This window comes from Actinoplanes sp. NPDC023801 (assembly GCF_040639655.1).
Lineage (GTDB): Bacteria > Actinomycetota > Actinomycetes > Mycobacteriales > Micromonosporaceae > Actinoplanes.
In genome coordinates this window covers 483065-499170 of record NZ_JBFAAI010000002.1, presented here as the reverse complement: position 1 = coordinate 499170, position 16106 = coordinate 483065, and the positions used below count along the sequence as shown (strand labels likewise).

General features: G+C 70.0%; 16 protein-coding genes. 8 read left to right on the top strand and 8 right to left on the bottom strand.

All coding sequences use genetic code 11. The annotated features are described in order from the left end of the window. The first annotated feature begins 7 nt into the window (after positions 1–7). The 3 genes from deoC (at position 8) to AB0G04_RS06720 (ending at position 2894) form a co-directional block, all read left to right on the top strand. Positions 8–715 (top strand): deoxyribose-phosphate aldolase, encoded by a 708-nt coding sequence (gene deoC / locus AB0G04_RS06730; RefSeq protein WP_360977562.1) that lies wholly within the window; start codon positions 8–10, stop codon positions 713–715. 92 nt (positions 716–807) lie between these two features. Further along, positions 808–1713: an aminotransferase class IV gene (locus AB0G04_RS06725; RefSeq protein WP_360977559.1), complete on the top strand. Its 906-nt coding sequence runs from the start codon at positions 808–810 to the stop codon at positions 1711–1713. A gap of 98 nt (positions 1714–1811) precedes the next feature. After that, a complete protein-coding gene (locus AB0G04_RS06720) occupies positions 1812–2894 on the top strand; it encodes a hypothetical protein (protein WP_360977556.1) in 1083 nt (360 codons plus the stop codon). Here AB0G04_RS06720 and AB0G04_RS06715 read toward each other — a convergent pair. The 5 genes from AB0G04_RS06715 to rfbB form a co-directional block, all read right to left on the bottom strand. Beyond that, positions 2854–3651 (bottom strand): HAD family hydrolase, encoded by a 798-nt coding sequence (locus AB0G04_RS06715; RefSeq protein ID WP_360977553.1) that lies wholly within the window; start codon positions 3649–3651, stop codon positions 2854–2856. The two genes, AB0G04_RS06720 and AB0G04_RS06715, sit on opposite strands and share 41 nt — an antisense overlap. 55 nt (positions 3652–3706) lie before the next feature. After that, on the bottom strand, positions 3707–4465 hold the full coding sequence (locus AB0G04_RS06710; RefSeq protein WP_360977550.1) for a sulfite exporter TauE/SafE family protein: 759 nt from the start codon (positions 4463–4465) through the stop codon (positions 3707–3709). Between the two features lie 2 nt (positions 4466–4467). Continuing rightward, entirely contained in the window at positions 4468–5988 is a 1521-nt protein-coding gene (locus AB0G04_RS06705; RefSeq protein WP_360977546.1) for an aldehyde dehydrogenase (NADP(+)), read from the bottom strand. Between the two features lie 67 nt (positions 5989–6055). Beyond that, positions 6056–6901: a dTDP-4-dehydrorhamnose reductase gene (rfbD, locus tag AB0G04_RS06700; protein WP_360977892.1), complete on the bottom strand. Its 846-nt coding sequence runs from the start codon at positions 6899–6901 to the stop codon at positions 6056–6058. A gap of 59 nt (positions 6902–6960) precedes the next feature. Next, a complete protein-coding gene (gene rfbB / locus AB0G04_RS06695; protein ID WP_360977543.1) occupies positions 6961–7938 on the bottom strand; it encodes a dTDP-glucose 4,6-dehydratase in 978 nt (325 codons plus the stop codon). 45 nt (positions 7939–7983) lie between these two features. On the opposite strand from rfbB, the gene rfbA reads away from it, so the two are divergent. From rfbA to AB0G04_RS06670, 5 genes are all read left to right on the top strand, one after another. Beyond that, on the top strand, positions 7984–8856 hold the full coding sequence (rfbA, locus tag AB0G04_RS06690) for a glucose-1-phosphate thymidylyltransferase RfbA (protein WP_360977540.1): 873 nt from the start codon (positions 7984–7986) through the stop codon (positions 8854–8856). Next, positions 8853–9464: a dTDP-4-dehydrorhamnose 3,5-epimerase family protein gene (locus AB0G04_RS06685; protein ID WP_360977537.1), complete on the top strand. Its 612-nt coding sequence runs from the start codon at positions 8853–8855 to the stop codon at positions 9462–9464. Before rfbA ends, AB0G04_RS06685 begins: the two co-directional genes overlap by 4 nt. A 231-nt stretch (positions 9465–9695) precedes the next feature. After that, a complete protein-coding gene (locus tag AB0G04_RS06680) occupies positions 9696–11192 on the top strand; it encodes a sugar transferase (protein WP_360977534.1) in 1497 nt (498 codons plus the stop codon). Positions 11193–11250: 58 nt separating this feature from the next. Then, positions 11251–12327, top strand: a complete 1077-nt coding sequence (locus tag AB0G04_RS06675) for a GNAT family N-acetyltransferase (protein ID WP_360977532.1) — start codon at positions 11251–11253, stop codon at positions 12325–12327. Beyond that, positions 12324–13262 carry a glycosyltransferase family 2 protein gene (locus AB0G04_RS06670; RefSeq protein WP_360977529.1) on the top strand — a complete coding sequence of 313 codons (939 nt, stop codon included), beginning with the start codon at positions 12324–12326 and terminating at the stop codon, positions 13260–13262. Before AB0G04_RS06675 ends, AB0G04_RS06670 begins: the two co-directional genes overlap by 4 nt. Here AB0G04_RS06670 and AB0G04_RS06665 read toward each other — a convergent pair. From AB0G04_RS06665 to AB0G04_RS06655, 3 genes are read right to left on the bottom strand one after another with little or no spacing between them, the layout of a single operon-like run. After that, complete coding sequence (locus tag AB0G04_RS06665; RefSeq protein WP_360977526.1) at positions 13246–13908, bottom strand: polysaccharide deacetylase family protein; 663 nt, start codon at positions 13906–13908, stop codon at positions 13246–13248. The genes AB0G04_RS06670 and AB0G04_RS06665 overlap by 17 nt on opposite strands. Then, on the bottom strand, positions 13901–14746 hold the full coding sequence (locus AB0G04_RS06660) for a glycosyltransferase (RefSeq protein WP_360977522.1): 846 nt from the start codon (positions 14744–14746) through the stop codon (positions 13901–13903). The genes AB0G04_RS06665 and AB0G04_RS06660 overlap by 8 nt, the downstream gene beginning before the upstream one ends. Next, positions 14743–16026 (bottom strand): glycosyltransferase family 4 protein, encoded by a 1284-nt coding sequence (locus AB0G04_RS06655; RefSeq protein ID WP_360977519.1) that lies wholly within the window; start codon positions 16024–16026, stop codon positions 14743–14745. The genes AB0G04_RS06660 and AB0G04_RS06655 overlap by 4 nt, the downstream gene beginning before the upstream one ends. Positions 16027–16106: the final 80 nt, after the last annotated feature.

Genomic DNA, 16106 nt, shown 5'->3' with positions numbered 1-16106 from the left:
ACAGCTAATGTCCGATGCCATGAACTTCACCGTGCCGCAGATCGCGAAGATGATCGACCACTCCATCCTCCGGCCCGAGTTCACCCTGGAAGACCTGCGCGAGGGCTGCGCGGTCGCCAGGAAGTACGACGTGGCCTCGGTCTGCGTCCGGCCGTGCGACGTCACCGTCGCCGTCGATCTGCTGCGCGGCACCAACGTCATGGTCGGTACCGTCGTCGGGTTCCCGCACGGCGACACCCCCACCTCGGTCAAGATCTCCGAAACCGAACTGGCCGTGCACCAGGGCGCCAAGGAGATCGACATGGTGCTCAACATCGGCTGGCTGCGCTCCGGCGACATCGCCGCCGTCGAGCACGAGATCGGCCTGATCGTGAAGGCCGCCGGCGCCGCCCATGTCAAGGTCATCCTCGAGACGGCGTACCTCACCGACGAGCAGAAGCTCGCCGCCTGCTGGGCCGCCGAGCGGGCCGGCGCGGCGTTCGTGAAGACCTCCACCGGCTTCGCGCCCAAGGGCGCCACCATCGACGACCTCGCCCTGATGCGCTCGGCCGTCTCCCCGAAGGTGCAGGTCAAGGCCTCCGGCGGGGTACGGACCCTGGACGCGATGATCGCGATGGCCGGCGTCGGCGTGACACGTTTCGGCACGTCCGCCACCACCGAGATCCTGCAGGACCTGGCCCGCCGCCAGGTGTCGATCCCCGGCGGCCGCGCCTGAGCCCCGCGCCCGTCTCCGCTGCGGTGTGGTGGGGCTCGTATGCGGGCGTAGGTCACCACGTTGTCGTGTCCGGGTCGGCCTATGCTGAGCCGATGCTTCAGCGGTACGACGAGCGCAACGCCGGCATCCTCTACTGGGTCAACGGGAATCTGCTGCACCGTGACCAGCCCGGACTCTCCCCGTTCGACTCGGTGGTCCAGGGTGGCGACGCCGTGTGGGAGGGGCTCCGCCTGTACCGTGGCGCGATCTTCGGGCTCGTCCCGCACCTGGCCCGGCTGCGACGGTCGGCGCTCGCTCTCGGGTTCACCGACATCCCCTCCGACGACACGATCATCGACGCGATCACGGCGACGCTGCGGGCCAACGAGATGACCGACGGCGTGCACATCCGGCTCACCCTGACCCGTGGTGTCAAGGTCACCAGCGGCATGGACCCGCGGCTCAACCGGTCCGGGCCGACGCTGATCGTGCTGGCCGAGCACAAGCCGCCGGTCTACGACACCGCCGGGCTCACCCTGGCGACGTCAAGCATCCGCCGCCCGTCGCCGGACGTGCTCGACCCGAAGATCCACCACAACAACCTGATCAACTCGATCCTCGCGAAGATCGAGGCGAACGCGTCCGGCGCCGACGACGCCCTCATGCTCGACCAGCGCGGATTCGTCGCCGAGACCAACGCCACCCACCTGTTCGCGGTGGCCGGCGGTGGCCTGCTCACCCCGACGACGGCGGCCTGCCCGGAGGGCATCACCCGGCAGACGGTCCTCGACCTGGCCGCCCGGCACGGTATCCCGGCCGTGGTCCGCGACGTGTCGCTGACCGAGATGTACACCTCCGACGAGGTCTTCTGCACCGGCACGATGGGCGAGATCGCCGCCGTGACCGTGATCGACGGCCGGACCATCGGCTCGGGCGAGGTGGGCCCGCTGACCAGCCGGATCGCCAAGATCTATCAGGAGCACGCCGCCGCCAACGGCACCCGCCTCCTCGACGTCTGAACCTTGCGGCGGTACGGGGACCACTCAGATCGCGGACCCGGCGACCGAAATTGAGGCCGGCAACAACTCTGCCGGCCCCGATCTGACGAGGAGTCGTCGTGACCATGCCCTTTGAGCAGTACGGCTCCGCCAACCCACCCGGCGAGACCGCCCCGCCGTTCTCTCCGCAGGCTCACAACGATTTCGCGGAGTCGGCCCTCCCGGTCCACGCGGGTGCGGCCTACCCGCAGGGCGCCTACAACGTGCCGCCCGCCACGCCGACTTCGCATGTCGCTCCCGAGCACGGCGGGACGGCCGTCGTTCCGGTGGCCTGTTCGGCTTCCCAGAACGGCGGCGGGGCGGTGGTCCCGGCAGGCTATTCCGCTTCTCAGTACGACGGAACGGCTGTCGCTCCGGCCGGTGCCTTGTACGGCGGGGCGGCCGTTGCTCCGGCGGGCTTTGCCGCTTCGCAGTACGGCAACGGTGCGGGCACCGCGCCGCCCACGCACGGGGGTGCGGCGACCGCGCCGGCCACGCATGGGGCGCCGGCATATGCGCCGCAGGCCGTGCCCACTCACGGGTTGCCGAACCAGCCGCACACAGCCGCGTACACCGAGCAGCCCGTCTACGACGTCCACGCGGCGCAGCAGGCGCAATACGCCCAGTACGTCCAGGCCGCCGCCCAGGCCTTGCCGCATCCCCACCCCGCCCGTCCGGAGGCGGTGCCGAACCCCTACGGCGCGGGTGGGCCGTCGCCCTACGCGGCGATCCCACCCGTAGCGCCGTCGCACGCCGCGCCGTCCGGGATCCGGAAGGTCCTGCCGTGGGCCGCCGGTGGTGTCCTCGTACTCGGTGCGGTCGCGGCCGCCGGCATCCTCGCGCTCGCCGGCGACTCCGGCCCCACCGCGGCGGAGGCCAGGACCGCGTGCGAGACCGCGTTCCTCGACGAGATGAACGCGCGCGACGCGAGGGCGGACAGCTCCGGCAGTGGCATGGTGGTCACCATCCTGAACGGTGTCGAGGTCGCGGAGCCCCTCGCCATCGAGGGCGGCTTCGAGGTCAACGGCTCCGGCAAATACACCATGACGAGCATGGGCACGTCGGTCCCCGGCAGTGTTGCTCTGACCTGCACCGCCAAGCACGACGACAACGGCGACCTGGTCACGACGGTCGCCAACCGGACCGGCGGTACCCCGAGCTAGAGGCACTCCCGGCCTCCGGCATGGCGGCCGCTGCGGGAACGGAGTCCTGGACCGTGAGGCGGTGGGCGGCCAGTTCGTCGTAGTACGGCCGGGCGGCCTCGACCAGTGGACGGAGACGGTCCGGGACGTCGGCCGGGGACGGGTCGTAGGGCCCGAAACCGGCGGAGGCGTGCACCGAGGCGTACCAGTACGGTGCCCACACGCCGTCCTCCGGCCGCGGGCCGGCGACCCAGGAGAGCATCGCCGGGTCGAAGGCGATGCCGAGGCCCTCGCACAGCCGCCGCAGTATGCCCTCCGGGTCGCGGAGCACGTCAGCCGAGTCGACGACCGGCCCGCCGAAGGTCCGGAAGATCTCGGCCTGCTGCGGATAGCCGAGGTCTTCGAGGGTGGGTTCGCCGCGGACCTTCGCGTACGACGCCACCACGTGCTCCGGGTCCCGGATCAGGAAGGCGTGGGTGAGCTTGCCCAGCCAGTCCCGGCCGATGCCGGGGAGCAGGTGGTGGGTCATGTGCTTCTGGTAGAAGACAGCCGGGTCGCCGGGGATCGGCCCGGTCAGCGCGTCGGCGACGTCCTCCCAGCGCTGCGGCTGCGACGCCAGGATCTCGTCGCGGCCGGGATGGTCGAGTCCGGTGGCGGTCAGGTAACAGGCGTACAGCGGCTCGTCGGAGACGACGGTGTCGGCTCGCGAGCCGAAGCTGCGCATCATCGCGGTGGAGATGTTGCGGGGACCTGACCACATCGCGACCCTGATCGTCATCCACCCATGGTCACACTGGTGACAGCTGTTGCGCCTCGCCCGGACGTCACCACGTTCAGGAAGTGACGGCGTCGCGCCAGAGGTAGGCCGCCAGACCGAGGGCGGCGACAGCGATGACGATCCGGAGCGGGCGCTCCGGGGTGCGGCGGACCAGGGACGGACCGATCCAGCTGCCGATGAGGCACCCGAGGCCCAGCAGGGCGGCGGCCGTCCAGTGGACGGGCGCGATCACGGCGTAGAGGACCGCGGCCGCGCCGTTGGAGGCGGCCAGGACGACGCTCTTCACCGCGTTGGTCACGGCGAGGGGTTCCACCACCGACATCGACATCACGGCCAGCATGAGAACGCCCGCGGCGGCGCCGAAGTAGCCGCCGTAGATGCCGATGAGGAAGATCGCCGCACCGAGCGGTGGCTGCGCGAACCGGGCTTTCGGCTTCGTGTACCAGCCGCGGAGCTGATCGCGGAGCAGCAGGACACCGGCGGCCAGGGCGATCAGCAACGGCACGACCCGTTCGAACACCGCTGACGTGGTGTTCAACAGCAGGATCGCGCCGGTGGTGCCGCCGAGCAGGGCGAACAGGCTCTGCCGCAGGATCCGGCGGCCCTGCCCCCGAAGCTCCAGCCGGGACCCGGCGGCGGACCCGGCACCGCTGGCGAGCAGCCCCACCGAGTTCGTCACGTTGGCGGCGATCGGCGGAAGCCCGACAGCCAGCAGGGTCGGATAGCTGACGAGTGAGGCGAGTCCGGCCATCGATCCGGTCAGGCCGGACCCGACACCGCCGGCGACGAGCAGAGCCGCTTGGTCCAGTTCCACCTCTAGATCTTCGGGTGGAACACCCCGTCGACCCGGCGCGGAAGGCTGTCGTATTCGTCACGAAGTTCCGGCGGCAGCAGGTCGGCGGGGGCGTTCTGCCAGGTCACCGGGCGGAGGAAACGGCGGATCGCGCTGGTGCCGACCGAGGTGTGCTGGGAGTTGGTGGCCGGCCAGGGACCGCCGTGGTGCTGGGCCCACGACACGGCGACGCCGGTGGGATATCCGTCGAAGACGAGTCGCCCGGTGTGCGGCCGGAACCGGCGGGCGAGCTCGGCGGGCAGGACGGTCTCGCCCGGCCCGCGATGCACGGTCGCGGTCAGCGACGACGGGAGCTCGTCGACGGCCGCGAACAACTCCGCCTCGTCGGCCCAGCGGGCGATGACGGTGACCGGGCCGAAGCACTCCCCGGTCGCCTCGGGCGGCAGGTCGCCGGCGGTCGCGAGGAAGACGTACGGCGCCGCCCGGCCCGGCCGCGACGTGCCGCCGGACGGGAGGCTGCCGTCGGCGGGCGAGGCCGTGAGTGCGGCACGCAGCGCGTCCGTGCCCTGTTGGTAGGCGGCGGCGATGCCGGCGTTGAGCATCGTCATCGGCTCGAGACCGGAGATCGCCTCCTGGACGGCGGTGACGACCCGGTCGCCGTCGGGTCCGGCGGGGACGAGGAGCAGTCCGGGCTTGGTGCAGAACTGGCCGGCGCCGAGGGTGAACGAGGCCGCGAAGTCGGCGCCGATCCGCTCGCCGCGGTCGGCGGCGGCCGCCGGCGTGACGACGACCGGGTTGAGGCTGCTCAGCTCACCGTAGAACGGGATCGGCTCCGGTCGCTTCTCGATGATCGCGAGCAGCGCCTTGGCGCCACCCGGCGAGCCGGTGAAGCCGACCGCGCGGATCGCCGGATGGGCGACCAGGCCGGCTCCGGCCTCGAGGCCGTGCACGATGCCGAGGGTGCCGTCCGGGGCGCCGGACCTCCGGGCCGCCCCGGCCATGATCTCGTAGCAGAGCTGCGACGTCGCGGGGTGCGAGTGGTGTGCCTTGAGGACGACGGGGCTGCCGGCGGCCAGGGCGGAGGCGGTGTCGCCGCCGGGCACCGAGAAGGCGAGCGGGAAGTTGCTGGCCCCGAAGACGGCTACCGGGCCGATCGGTACGAGCATCCGGCGCAGGTCGGGACGCGGACCCATCGGGGTGTCCCCGGCGTGGTCGATCGTCGCCTCCAGGTAGCCGCCGTCACGCAGCACCTCACCGAAGAGCCGCAGCTGGTAGCAGGTGCGGGTCAGTTCACCATGGAGGCGGCCGGCGCCGAGTGCGGTCTCCCGGTCGGCGACCTCGACGATCCGTTCCCGGTTCGTCTCCAGAGCGCCAGCCAGGTCGTCGAGCAGCGATGCCCGCGCCGCACGGCCGAGTTCCTCGAGAGGACCGGCGGCAGCGAGGGCGGCCGAACAGATCCGGTCCACCTGCTCGGGTGTGGTCTCCTCGGCCACGATCCCGGTCGTCTCACCGGTGCGCGGGTCGATGCTGGGGACGCTGGTCATGCGGTGACCTCCAGGAAGTCGGATCCGTGGGCGGGGCGCGCGACGACCGCAGCCGGCCGGAGGAGGGTCAGGGAAGAAACAGAGGCATGGCCCGGGTCAGCATGCCGCGCCATTCGGGCAGCGGGGCGACGCCGGTCCCGGACCAGCGGGCGTGGCCCAGGATGCTGTATGCCGGGCGCCGGGCCGGGCGCGGGAAGCGGTCGCTCGTGGTCGGGCGGATCCGGTCCGGGTCGAGTCCCGCCTCGATGAAAACCGCGCGGGCCAGGCCGAACCAGCTGGTGGAGCCGGCCGCGGTGCCGTGGTACGCGCCGGGCGCAGCGCGACCGGAGAGCGCCGCGTGGGACAGGTCGACCAGGAGCTGGGCCAGGGCGTACGACCAGGTGGGCTGACCGAGCTGATCGTCGACGACGTCGAGGGTGTCGCGGTCGGCGGCCAGCCGGAGCATGGTGCGGACGAAGTTCGGGCCGTGCTCGCCGTAGAGCCAGGCGGTCCGGACCACATAGCCGCCGGCGGCCAGTACGGCCCGTTCGCCGACCGCCTTGCCGCGCCCGTAGGCGTTGATCGGGGCGTGCGGGGTGTCCTCCGGGTACGGCGAGGTGGCGGCCCCGTCGAACACGTAGTCGGTGGACACGTGGACGAGGCGCTTGCCGGCTTCGGCGGCGAGGAGTGCGACGGCGTGGCCGTTGATCGCGGTGGCCGCTTCCTCGTCATCCTCGGCGCCGTCCACATTCGTCCAGGCCGCGGCATTCAGAACGATATCGGCGCCGGCCACCGCGTCACGGACCTGTGACGGTGAGGTGATGTCGAGGTCGTCGCGGGTGGCCGCGACCACCTCGGTCTCGCCGTGTTCGGACAAGACCTTCCGCAGGTCGTGGCCGAGCATCCCGCCGGCACCGGTGATGAGCCATCGCAGGGGCCGCCCGTCGGCGGGGCCGGCCGGCGACACCGGAGCGGACGTCGCGGATGACGGCATCAGAGGCCGGCCCGGGACTTGAGCGGCTCCCACCAGGCGCGGTTGTCGCGGTACCACGCGACGGTCGCGGCGAGGCCTTCGTCGAGCGAGACCTGCGGCTCGTACCCGAGCTCCTGCCCGATCTTGGTGATGTCCAGCGAGTAGCGGCGATCGTGTCCCTTGCGGTCGGGGACCTGCCGGACCATGTCCCAGCCGGCGCCGCATGCGGCGAGGAGGCGTTCGGTGAGCTCGCGGTTGGTGAGCTCGGTGCCGCCGCCGATGTTGTAGACCTCACCGGCCCGGCCCTTCTCCAGGACTAGCTGGATGCCGCGGCAGTGGTCGGAGACGTGCAGCCAGTCACGGACGTTGCCGCCGTCGCCGTAGAGCGGGATCGGTTTGCCGTCGAGCAGGTTGGTCACGAACAGCGGGATGACCTTCTCCGGGAACTGGTGGTCCCCGTAGTTGTTGGAGCAGCGGGTGACGACGACGTCCATGCCGTGGGTGCGGTGGGCGGCGAGGGCCATCAGGTCGCTGCCGGCCTTCGAGGCGGCGTACGGCGAGTTGGGCGCCAGGGGCCACGTCTCGGTCCAGGAGCCGGAGTCGATGGAGCCGTACACCTCGTCGGTGGAGACGTGGACGAACCGTCCCACCCCGGCGGCCCGGGCCGCGTCGAGGAGAACCTGGGTGCCGAGCACATTCGTTGTGACGAACGGCATAGCGCCCGAAATGGACCGGTCCACGTGTGATTCGGCGGCGAAATGCACTACCACGTCATGTCCGGGAAGGAGTTCCCGGAGCAGGTCGGAATCGGAAATGTCGCCCTGCACGAATCGCAGTCGGGGATCCGACACGGGGAGGTTGTCGCGATTACCTGAATAGGACAACAGATCCAGAACGGTCACCGAGGCACCAGTCGCACCGGCGTACTCGTCCTGCAAGAGGGCCCTGACGTAGGCCGATCCGATGAAGCCGGCACCACCGGTTACGAAAATCTGCACGGGTGGCGAGTGTAGACGCAAGCGCCGACTGTTTAGGGTCAGCCGGTGCGTGGAATTCTGCTCGCCGGTGGTACCGGTTCGAGGCTCTGGCCGATCACCATGGCCATGTCCAAACAGCTCATGCCCATCTTCGACAAGCCGATGATCTACTACCCGTTGACGACCCTGGTGTCGGCGGGTATCCGGGAAGTCCTGGTGATCACCACCCCGGAGGATCAGCCGCACTTCGAGCGGCTGCTGGGTGACGGGAGCCGGTTCGGTCTCGACCTGCGGTACGCGGTTCAGCCCAAACCGGACGGTATCGCTCAGGCGTTCCGGATCGGCGCCGACTTCATCGGGAACGAGCCGGTGGCGCTGATCCTGGGGGACAACATCTTCCACGGCGTCGGACTCGGCCGGCAGCTGGCCCGCTTCGGTGACCTGTCCGGGGGCCGGGTGTTCGCATATCCGGTGGCGGACCCGGAACGGTACGGAGTGGTCGAGTTCGACGAATCGGGCAAAGTGCTGTCGATCGAGGAGAAGCCGGAGCATCCCAAGTCGACGTACGTGGTGCCCGGCCTCTACTTCTATGATGCCGACGTGGTGAAGATCGCCGAGAACCTGGAGCCCAGCGCCCGCGGCGAGCTGGAGATCACCGGGGTGAACGAGGAGTATCTGCGCCAGGGGCGACTCGAGGTGACGGTCCTGGACCGTGGCACGGTGTGGCTGGACACCGGCACGTTCCAGTCCATGGTCCAGGCCTCGGAGTACGTCCGGGTGATCGAGGAGCGGCAGGGTTTGAAGATCGGTTGTGTGGAGGAAGCGGCCTGGCGGCTCGGCTTCATCTCCGACGACGAGATGCGCGAGGTGGCGCAGCCGTTGCTGAAGAGCGGGTACGGCCAGTACCTGGTGCGTCTGCTGGACGGCGGTGTGCGGTGAAGATCCGCCCGCTGGGTATCGAGGGCGCCTTCGAGGTGACCCCGGTGCAGCACGGTGACGATCGGGGCCGCTTCCTGGAGTGGTACCGGTTCGACGCCCTGGCCGAGGCGGTCGGGCATCGGCTCGACCTGGCTCAGGCCAATCTGTCGACGTCGGCGCGGGGTGTGGTGCGCGGCATTCATTTTGCCGACGTGCCGCCGGGGCAGGCGAAATACGTGACATGTGTTTCGGGCGCGGTGCTCGACGTGATCGTCGACCTTCGCGTCGGATCGCCCACCTTCGGTACGTGGGAGGCTGTGCGGCTGGACGATGAGGACCGGCGGGCCGTCTATCTGGCCGAGGGCCTGGGGCACGGTTTCTGCGCCCTGACCGAGGGGGCCACCGTGGCCTACTTGTGCTCTTCCACCTATCGGCCGGGACACGAACACGGACTGCACCCGCTCGATCCTGGACTCGGGATTGCCTGGCCGGTGTCAGACCCCGTACTGTCCGGCAAGGATGCCGTGGCTCCCGGTCTCGCGGAGGCCGGCGCGAAAGGTTTGCTGCCCGATTACCACGCTTGTCGTAACTATGTCGAATCTCTGCGTCAGATTGACGACAACCGATAGACCGAGCGCCTCGACGGTCCAACTTGGACACTCGCGTCCCGCGCCCTCCCGCATCCTCCGAATCGCCATGCCTGTCGAACGGAAAGATGTAGCGCGATCGTGGTCGCATTGACAGTCTGTCTGGTGTGTCTCGGTGGTTTCCGCCAAGGGGCGTTTCTGGTCGGTGTGTCCGAGCACACCTTCACATGTGGATCATCATGAGTCGGTCGCAGCCGACGATGGGGGCCTGGCGTGCGAACAATTGAATCAGTCGAGACCGTCGATCTCGCGGCGACAGCCGCGCAGCTCAAGGCCCGGTCGCGGGCCACCAAGGCTCGTACCGGGTGGCAGAGTCGCTATGCCTGGTCCCTTTACGTCATCGACTACGTGGTCGGTCTCACTGCCGCGTCGTGGGCGCTGCTGCTCCGGTTCGGCGCCGAGGGGGTTCAACCGCATCAGCGCGACTACCTTCTGTTGACCCTGATTCTTCCGCTCGCCTGGATCGCCTGCCTTGCGTTCAACCGGGCGTATGAGCCCCGTCACCTCTTCGTGGGCACCGAGGAGTATGCGCGGGTGTTCCGTGCGGGACTGGCGCTGACCGCCGGTCTCGCCATCGTGTCGTTCGCTTTCGATCTGCGTCTCGCGCGCGGTTACGTCAGCATCATGATGCCGCTGGCGATCCTGGTCGACCTCGGAGCGCGCTTCTTCTACCGCCAGCGGCTGCACCGCGCCTGGGCCAGCGGGCGGCGTCTGCACCGCGTCGTGCTGGTCGGTCACGAGCGCGCCGTGCTCGACATGACCCGCCGGCTCAGCCGCGAGCGTTACCACGGCCTCGGGGTCATCGGCGCCTGCCTGCCGCCCGGCCCGCCCCGCACCAGGGCCGTCACCGGCATGCCACCGATCTACGGCACCTTCGACGATGTCGCCACGGCGGTGGCCCGCTCGGACGCGGACACCGTGATCGTCCTCTCCTGCCCCGAGATCGACGGTCCCGCTGTGCGGCGGCTGGCCTGGAAGCTGGAACGTGACGACATCGACCTGATCGTGGCCAGCACCCTGGTCGACGTGGCCGGCGACCGTACCACCATCCGGCCGGTCGACGGCCTGCCGATGTTGCACGTCGAGCACCCCCGGCTCAAGGGCAGCGCCCGCGTGATCAAGGAGATCTTCGACCGGGTCGGCGCGATCATGCTGCTCCTGCTCGCGTCGCCGATGCTCGCCGTGGTCGCGCTGCTGGTCCGGTTCGGTCCACGGGGCCGGGGCCCGGCCTTCTTCATGCAGGAACGGGTCGGGCGCGACGGCAAGCCGTTCATGCTCTACAAGTTCCGCACCATGCAGGTCGACGCCGAGGCGCGGCTGTTCGAGCTCGGCGACCTCAACGACACCGACGGCGCGCTGTTCAAGATGCGGGAGGACCCGCGCGTCACCCCGGTCGGCAAGTGGCTGCGCCGCTTCTCCATCGACGAGCTGCCGCAGCTGGTCAACGTGGTCAAGGGCGACATGTCGCTGGTGGGCCCGCGCCCGCCACTGGCCCGGGAGGTCGCCGACTACCCGGCCGACATGCTGCGCCGCCTGGTGGTCAAGCCCGGCCTGACCGGTCTCTGGCAGGTCTCCGGCCGCTCCGACCTGTCCTGGGAGGAGTCGATCCGGCTCGACCTGACCTACGTGGAGAACTGGTCGCTCGCGATGGACCTCGCGATCCTCTTCCGTACGGTCAGCGCGGTGTTGCGCAGCTCCGGAGCGTACTGACCGCACTCCGGCGCACCGGTCTCCCCGAGCGCCGAACAATGCAAGGAGCGAAACAGAAGTGAAGATCACCGTGGTCCGCCCCGACGAGCTGGGCCCGGGCGAACTGGCCACCTGGCGGCATTTCCAGGAGGACCAGCCGCGACTGCAGAATCCGTTCCTGGCACCCGAGTTCACCCTGGCCGTCGCCCATCAGCGGCCCGCCGCCCGCGTTGCTGTTCTGGAGGACTCCGGTGGCGTCGCCGGGTTCTTCCCGTTCGAGGTGCGCCGGCGTGTGGTCGGCGTGCCGATCGGCGCCGGGATCACCGACTGCCAGGGACTCGTGTACCGCCAGGGGCTGGAGTGGGACGCGGTCGGCCTGCTCAAAGCCTGCCGCCTGCCGGTCTGGGAGTTCGACCACCTGATGGCGGAGCAGCGGCCTTTCGAGCGCTTCCACTCCGAGCGCATCCCCTCGCCGCTGATGAGTCTCGAGGGCGGCTACGCGGCGTACGTCGAAGATCGCAACCGCGCCGGTGACGTCGTCAAGCAGACACTGCGCAAGCAGCGCAAGATGGTCCGTGAGATCGGTGCCGAGCGCTTCGAGTGGGACGACACCGACCCGGCCGCGCTGGCCGCGCTGCGGGAGTGGAAGAGTGCCCAGTACCGGCGCACCCAGCAGTACGACCGGTTCACCGTCGGCTGGATCGACGGCGTGCTGGAGGAACTGCTGGCATCGAAGGCCGACGGCTGCCGCGCGGTGGTCTCCACGGTGTACGCCGACGACCGCCCCGTGGCCGCGCATCTCGGCCTGCGCAGCCGGTCGGTGCTGGCCTACTGGTTCCCGTCCTACGACGTCGACCTGTCCCGCTACTCCGCCGGCATCCTGCTGTGCCTGCGGATGGCTGAGGCCGGCGCCGCCGACGGCATCCGCTCGATCGACCTCGGCAAGTCCGAGGCGCTCTACAAGACCCGGCTGATGAACGCGGAGACGCCGGTCGCCGCGGGCCGGGTCGGACGGTCGTGGACGGTCACGACCGCGCGCCGTACCCAGTCCGCGCTGTCCCGGTCGGTCAAGCAGGGCGTGCTCGGCGAGAAGCTCAAGAGCGGGCGCACCGGCCAGGTGCTCCGCGGTTTGAAGGCGAGGCTGGCCCCCCGATGACAGTTCTGGTAGCGGTCGTCACCTACAACAGCGAGCGTCTGCTTCCCGACCTGATCGACGGCCTCCGGGTTGGCCTGCAGGGCGTGAAGTGGCACCTCACTGTCGCTGACAATGACTCCCGTGACGGCAGCGTCGAGGCGGTGCGCCGGCTCGCGCCGGAGGCGACGGTGGTCGAGATGGGCCGTAACGCGGGCTACTCCGCCGGGATCAACGCGGCCGTGGCCGCGTCACCGGCCCACGACGCGATTCTCGTTCTCAACCCGGACGTACGGCTGACGCCCGGCTGCGTGGAGCGGCTGCTACAGGCATTGAACGAGCCGGGCACCGGGATCGCGGTGCCCAACATCGTCGACGGCGACGGGCGACTGATCTATACGATGCGGCGCGAGCCGAGCGTGCTGCGGGCCCTGGGCGACGCGTTCCTCGGTGCCCGCCGGGCCGGGCGGTTCCCGCTGATCGGCGAGGTCGTCGCGGACGAGCGCCTCTACGCCGAGGAGCGGATGACCGACTGGGCCGAGGGGTCCACGATGCTGGTCAGCGCCGAGAGCTGGCAGCGGTGCGGGCCGTGGGACGAGTTCTTCTTCCTCTACTCGGAGGAGACCGACTTCGCCCTGCGGTCGCGTGACGCCGGCCTGGGCACGCGGTACGTCCCCGAGGCCCACGCGATCCACCTGGAGGGCGACTCGCGAGTCTCGCCGGGACTGTGGTCCCTGCTCACGCTCAACAAGGTACGGCTGTTCCGCCGCCGCAACGGCCGGGTGCGGGCTGGGGCGTACTGGGCCGCGCTGCTGCTGCGCGAGGCGAGCCGGGCGGCCCTCGGGAAGGCGCCGAGCCGTGCCGCCACCCGCGACCTCATCAGCCCGTCCCGGCTGAGGGAGAAGCCGGGACCGGCCAGTGTGGTGCGGTGGGCGGGAAAGCTCAGCGCCAGCGCTTGACGACCCCGGCTGCGGTGTTGCGCAACCGGGACGGAATCCCCCGGGAACGGTCCACCGCGGCACGGACCGTCTCCGGCGTGTCGTGGCGGTAGACGCTGAACCGGGGCTGGAGCCAGCGCCCCGGTTTGGCGGGGCGCCGGTCGCTGGTGAAGACCGCGGTGTATCCGAGCCGGCGTAGTGCGGTCAGCGTCGTGCGGTCGTAACGGCCCAGGGGGCATGCCGCCCGGGTCACCGGCTGCCCGATCGCCGCGGCGATCCGGTCGCGCGCCTCGGCCAGCTCCTCGTGGGTCGTAGCGTCGGACATGCCCCGCCACGGGTGGTGCCACATGCCGTGGTTGCCGACCGGCATCCCGTTCTTGACCAGGTCATGCAGGTCGGCCTCGCCGAGGCTGCCGCGCTGGCCGAGACGGCCGGCCAGCACGAAGAACTCGGCGGTCAGGCCACGCTCGAGCAGCGCCGGAAGTGCGATCTCGACATCCGAGGAGTTGCTGTCGTCGAAGCTGAGCGACACGTGCGGCCAAGAGGCGACCTCATTCAGGATCGCCTCGAAGGTGTCCTCGGTGATCCAGTAGTGATCCTCGCCGAACTCCAGTTCCCGCTTCGGCTCACCGATGCCGTGGAACAGGATGTTGACGTACTCAGGCATTCGCTTCTTCCTGGCGGGTTGATTCGTCGCGTCCCCAGCCGGTGTCCGGGTTCCGCTTGGCCTTCGAGGCCGCGTAGAGGGTGATCCCGACATAACCGACGGCGGCGGGCGCCAGCCACGGGCGGCGCAGCACGACGTCCTTGAGCCAGGAGGAGCGGCCGGCCGCGCGTACCTCGGCCTTGATCTCGCCCCGGGCGGCCGCCGCGCGCATCGCCGTGTTGCCGGCCCGCACCCGGATCAGCCGCCGGACCAGGTCTCGTGTCGTCCGCGGGGTGGCCACCACCGACGGCACCGACTCCACCTGGCGCTTCTCGTCGAGAGTGAACAGCGAATCGACGAACAGATCGTCGGCGACCATGTCCGGAAATCGGTCGAACCGGGCCCGCCCGGTCTCGGAGAGCACGATCACGCCGCGGCCGAAGAGGCCGTTGCGTAGGGCGGGCAGGTGCCGGTGGACGCTGAAGTACGCTCGGACCGGCAGTGGACGCCCGCGCAGGTCCAGCTCACGACGAGCCGTGGAAGCCAGCGCCGGGCCGGTCACCGCCGCAGCCAAGGCCCGCAGGGCGTCGGTGGTGATCAGGATGTCGGCGTCCAGGTAGACACGCGGGAAACCCACGGCGACGGCGTCTCCGGCATTGAGGGCGCCGGGTTTGCCCGGATCGGGAAGATCCAGCACACGTACGCCACGCGCCGCCGCCACCTTCGCGGTGTCATCGGTGCAGCCGTTGGCGGCGACGGTGATGTCGAACTCGTTCGGGGCCGCGTCGGCCAGCAGGCTGTCAAGGCAGCGGCCGATGACCGCGGCCTCGTTGTGGGCGGCGATGACCACACTGGTCACGGAGCGTCCGTCCGCGTCGTCGCGGCGTCGTCGGCGGGCGTGCGCTGGGCCGGGATGCGCACGGCCGGCCCTTGAGTCGGCAGGTGCTTGGCCAGCAGGCGCTTCCACACCGCGACGTACTTCTCGGCCTGATGCTCCCAGGACAGGAAATCACGGAACCGTTCGCGTCCGATCCGGTGCATCTGCGCCCGCAGGTCCGGGTCTTCGAGCAACCTGTCGATCGCCTCGGCGAACTCGACGGGCTCGCCGTTGGCCACGTAGAGGCCCGCGTCACCGACAGTGGCCCGGGTCTCGATCAGGTCGGCGGCCACCACCGGCACGCCGCGGCCGAGGTACTCCACCGTCTTCGCCATGGTCGACAGCTGGTTCATCCGGGTCGGCAGGTCAGGCTGGATGGCGACGGTGGCGTCCCGCAGCAGGGCGTCCACCTCCGGGCCGTTGAGCCAGCCGGTGAACTCGACGACATCGGTGAGCCCCCGCTCGGCGGTCAGTTTGCGCAGCGCGGATGCGGTCTCTCCGTCACCGGCCAGCACCATCCGCCAGTCGCTGCGGCCGCGTAGCCGGGCCAGTTCCTCGGCGGCCAGGACAGCGCCCTCGACGTTGTCCTGCGGGCCGAAGACACCGAGGTATACGACGCGGTGCGGGCCTTCGGGCCGCTCACCGGCGACCGCTTCCACCTTCTTGGCGATCTCGGCGTGGGCGGGTCCGTTGCGGACCACCGTCACCTTCTCCGCGCGCACGCCACGGCGTACGGCATTGTCCTTGAAGGACTGGTTTGTTGCGAAAACCGCGGTGGCGCTGCGTAGCGTTAGCCACTCGAAGGCGACCAGAAGCCGCGAGACCAGCGGGTTCGGTTCACCGCCACGGGAGACGTAGACCTCGGGGGAGAGGTCGTGGTGGTCGAAGACCCACGGCCGCCCCAGCGCCCGCAGCACCCACGCGAGGGGGAAGTAGACGTCCGGCGGATTGCAGACCTGAACCGCCTGCGCCCGGCCGCGCACGAGCTCGCCGGCGAGCCGGATGGTGATCCACAGGAACGACCAGAGGAACTCGAGGGCGAACGACAGGACCGTGCTGCCGTAGACGATGACGGGGTAGGGCCGCATCCGGGTGCGCTCACTCCCGGGAAGAACGGTGAGACTGCGATCACCGCGCGGTGCGATCACCGTCACGTCGAATCCGGCTGCCTCGAGACTGAGGCATTCACGAATGACCCGACGATCTTTCTCGGCGGGCAGGTTCGCCACCAGGATCGCGACACTGGGCCGCCGGTTCTTCAAGACTCTTCCCCCTGCTTCGGAACCTGTCGACGCGAACAACCTTTCAGAGAAATCTTCGCGTAGACATGCCGCGTCGTCCA

Bases quoted from the DNA above. Each gene is read 5' to 3' on its own strand.
- deoC (WP_360977562.1), top strand. From the start codon at position 8: ATGTCCGATGCCATGAACTTCACCGTGCCGCAGATCGCGAAGATGATC.
- AB0G04_RS06665 (WP_360977526.1), bottom strand. From the start codon at position 13,908: ATGCCTGAGTACGTCAACATCCTGTTCCACGGCATCGGTGAGCCGAAG.
- AB0G04_RS06725 (WP_360977559.1), top strand. From the start codon at position 808: ATGCTTCAGCGGTACGACGAGCGCAACGCCGGCATCCTCTACTGGGTC.
- AB0G04_RS06715 (WP_360977553.1), bottom strand. From the start codon at position 3,651: ATGACGATCAGGGTCGCGATGTGGTCAGGTCCCCGCAACATCTCCACC.
- AB0G04_RS06670 (WP_360977529.1), top strand. From the start codon at position 12,324: ATGACAGTTCTGGTAGCGGTCGTCACCTACAACAGCGAGCGTCTGCTT.
- AB0G04_RS06705 (WP_360977546.1), bottom strand. From the start codon at position 5,988: ATGACCAGCGTCCCCAGCATCGACCCGCGCACCGGTGAGACGACCGGG.